This window comes from Streptomyces sp. NRRL S-378, from assembly GCF_000720645.1.
Taxonomy (GTDB): Bacteria; Actinomycetota; Actinomycetes; order Streptomycetales; family Streptomycetaceae; genus Streptomyces.
Genome location: NZ_JOBX01000142.1, coordinates 1 through 3632, shown reverse-complemented (window position 1 = coordinate 3632; position 3632 = coordinate 1). Strand labels below are relative to the sequence as shown.

General features: G+C 75.1%; 2 protein-coding genes. Both read right to left on the bottom strand.

Going from position 1 to position 3632, the window contains the following annotated elements:
* Positions 1-66: 66 nt before the first annotated feature.
* Positions 67-258: a hypothetical protein gene (locus IH80_RS40315; RefSeq protein WP_037882310.1), complete on the bottom strand. Its 192-nt coding sequence runs from the start codon at positions 256-258 to the stop codon at positions 67-69.
* 173 nt (positions 259-431) lie between these two features.
* Positions 432-3317: an AfsR/SARP family transcriptional regulator gene (locus IH80_RS0137990; RefSeq protein ID WP_199819372.1), complete on the bottom strand. Its 2886-nt coding sequence runs from the start codon at positions 3315-3317 to the stop codon at positions 432-434.
* Positions 3318-3632 lie beyond the last annotated feature (315 nt).

Here is a 3632-nt window from a genome sequence, read left to right as displayed (position 1 = left end):
GTTTCCCCCCGTGGGCTCCCCCGAGCCCCCGTTTCCCCCGTGGGCTCCCCCGTGCTGGTGCGGTTGTTACGGGCGCGGACCCGACGCGTGGTTGTCCAGCGTCTGGATCTCCTCGCCCGCGGCCTGGTCGTCCGTCGGCGGCTTGATCTCGGTGCCCGACGCGTGGTTGTCCAGGGTCTCGATCTCGACGCCCGAGGCGTGGTTGTCGAGCGGCTTGATGGTGCTGTCGTTCGGCAGGATGTTCTCGTTCGTCGTCATCGGTTCTCCTGATGGATGGGTGGGACCCGTTCGGCGATTCCCCCGATGACCGCCGAACGGGTGATCCTTCCAAACGGCCCGGATGTCCCCCGACGTACCGGGTCGATGCACCTATCGTGCCGTTCGGCGATAAACGAACGATGAACGCCTCGTTCAACCGGCGTTCTTGCAGGTCAGGCGGCGATCTCCGTGGCCAGCAGGGTCTGCACCTCGGCCAGCTCGGCCGAACCGAGCTGTTTGAAAACGGTCTCCGCGTCCCGCCAGCACGCCCGCGCCCGGTCCGTCTGCCCCAGCCGCCGCAGCGCCTTGCCCAGCACGGTCAGCACGGTCGCGCGCCGCCACTCCCCGCCGATGCCGCGCAGCGCGATGGCCTGCTCGGCGTGCGCGGCGGCCAGCGTGGGCCGGCGTGCGGCGAGGTGGGCGACCGCCAGCCGGAAGTGGGTCACGCCCTCCCACAGCGGCTGCCGGTTGTCGTGGAAGAGCGCCAGGGCCTCGGTGAGCTGCGCGAGGGCCTCGCCGAGCCTGCCCGCCTGGGTGAGCGCGATGCCGAGCGCGTAGCGGCCGTTGGCCAGGCGCAGGGACAGGCCCATCCGGTCGTAGATGGCGATGCCCTGCTGGGCGAGGTCTATGGCGCTGGTGAGGCGGCCCAGTTCCACGTGGATGCGGGACAGGTTGCACAGGGCGCTCGCCTCGCCGACGTTGTTGGCGTCGGCGCGGAAGTTCTGGATGGCCTCCAGCAGGTACCGCTCGCCGTCCGCGTGGCGTCCCTCGTAGAGCGCGATGATCCCGCGGTCGTTGGGCGCCCAGCAGCTGGGCAGCGGGTCGCCGGCCTCGCGGGCCAGGGCCGTGGCCTGGCGTGCCTCGTCGTCGGCCTCGGCGAAGCGGCCGGCGACCAGGTGGACGTTGGTGAGGGTGGTGCGGGCGCGGCCCTCGGCGTACGGGTCCTTGGCGGCCTGGGCGGCGTCGCGCAGGGCGGTCGCGGCGGACTCGTACTGCTTGGAGTTGGCCCCGGACTCGGCCAGGTCCTTGGCCGCCCACAGCAGGTCCACGGCCCGGCGCAGCACCGGGGAGTCCCCGCCCCGTACGGAGGCCTGCCGTACGCAGGCCAGCAGCGGGCCGGCCTCCGCGTACAGCCAGTCCAGGGCGGCGCGCGGCTCGGCGAATACCAGCCCGGGGTAGTGGGTGTCGGACAGGTGCGCGGGCAGCCGGTCGCCGGGGCGTTCCAGGGCGTAGACCCCGGAGGCGGTGGCCAGGTAGAAGTCCAGGAGGCGGTCCAGGGCTGCCTCGCGCTCGCTCGGCGGCTGCTCGTCGCGCTCGGCGCAGGCACGCGCGTAGAGGCGTACGAGGTCGTGGAAGCGGTAGCGGCCGGGGGCGGCGGATTCCAGGAGGGAGCAGTCGACTAAAGCCTCCAGGAGGTCCTCGGTGTCGTACTCGGGCAGGTCGAGTACGGCGGCGGCCGCGGACAGCGAGATGTCGGGGCCGTCGGCGAGGCCGAGGAGGCGGAAGGCGCGCTGCTGGGCCGGCTCCAGCTGGCCGTAGCCGAGCTCGAAAGTGGCCTTGACGGCGAGGTCGCCGGCCTGGAGCTCGTCGAGGCGGCGGCGTTCGTCGCCGAGCTTGGCGGCGAGGACGGACACGGTCCAGGTGCGGCGGGCCGCGAGCCGGGAGGCGGCGATCCGGATGGCCAGCGGCAGGAACCCACAGGCGCCGACGACGTCGAGGGCGGCCTGGCGTTCGGCGCCCACGCGCTCCTCGCCGACGATGAGGGTGAAGAGCTGGAGGGCCTCCTCGGGGCTCATCACGTCGAGGTCGACGAGATGGGCCCCGGCGAGGCCCGCCATGCGGACCCGGCTGGTGACGAGGGCGGCGCAGCCGGCGGTGCCGGGCAGCAGCGGGCGGACCTGGGCGGCGTCGCGGGCGTTGTCGAGGAGGACCAGGACGCGGCGGCCGTCGAGCGTGGAACGGTAGAGCGCGGCCCGTTCGGCCGGGGAGTCGGGGATGGCGGTGTCGGGGGTGCCGAGCGCGCGCAGGAACGAGCCGAGGACGGCCTCCGGTTCGGCGGGGCGGGCGTCGGTGCCCTGGAGGTCGACGTAGAGCTGGCCGTCGGGGAAGTGCGGGCGGGCGGCGTGGGCGACGTGGACGGCGAGGGTGGTCTTGCCGACGCCACCGATGCCGGCGAGCGCGGAGACGGCCATGACCTGGTCCTGGGCGCCGCCGGAGAGGATCGTGCCGAGCTCGGCGACGAAGCTGGAGCGGCCGGTGAAGTCGGGCACGGTCGCGGGCAATTGGGCGGGCCTCACGTGAGCGGCGGTGGCGGCCGGGGCGGGGTCTTCGGCGCGGGCCAGATCGGCGTCGGCGTTCAGGATGCGCTGCTGGAGGGCGGCCAGCTCGGGGCGCGGGTCGACGCCGAGTTCGTCGGCGAGGAGGCGTCGGGTGTCGGCGTACACGGCGAGGGCCTCGGCCTGCCGGCCGCTGCGGTAGAGGGCGAGCATGAGCAGCTCGCGCAGCCGTTCGCGCAGCGGGTGGGCGGCGGTGAGGGCGGTGAGCTCGGAGACGGCCTCGGCGTGGTGGCCGACCTCCAGGTCGAGGTCGAGGCGGGTCTCCAGCAGCTGGAGGCGCCATTCGGCGAGCCGGGTGCGCTCGGTCTCGGCGTGCGGGCCGGGGACCCCGGCGAGGGGTTCGCCCTCCCACAGGTCGAGGGCGCGGGCCAGGAGCGTACGGGCGAGGGAGCGGTCCCCGGCGGCCCGGGCGCTCTCGGCGTCGGCGGCGAGGCCGCGGGCGACGCCGAGGTCGAGGGTGGCGGCGGAGCGCAGCCGGATGGCGTAGCCGCCGGACTCGGTGACGAGGAGGCCGGGGTCGACCACCTTGCGCAGGCGGGAGGCGTAGGTGCGGATGGTGGCGAGGGCCTGCTGCGGGGGGTCCTCACCCCAGATGGCGTCGATCAGTTCGGGTGCGGTGGCGGTGCGGCCGTCGCGCAGCAGCAGTACGGCGAGCAGGGCGCGCTGCTGGGGCGTGCCGGAGGGCAGGGCCTCGGCACCCCGCCAGGCCCGGACGGGCCCCAGAACGGCGAACCGGGATTCGCGGTCGCTGCCGTTCTCGCCCGCGGTGTCGCCCGCGGCGGGCTCGGCGGGCCTGGGGGTCTCGGCGGTGGCGGGCGCGGCTGCGGGCCGGGCGGCGGTGTCCGCGGTGTCGCCCGCGGCGGGCTCGGGTGCGGCTGTGGTCGGGATGGTGCGGCTTGCCGGGTCGCCTGCGGCGGGCTCGGCGGGGCTTGCTTCCGGGTCGCCTGCGGCGGTCACGGCGGTATGCCGGGCGGCGCCCGGGGCGGTGGGTGCCGGGGCGGTCTGGGCCGGGGCGGTGGCTGTCGGGGCGGTCTGGGC

What these genes read in the sequence shown, in the direction of transcription:
- IH80_RS40315 (WP_037882310.1), bottom strand. Translation starts at nt 258, where the DNA reads ATGACGACGAACGAGAACATCCTGCCGAACGACAGCACCATCAAGCCG.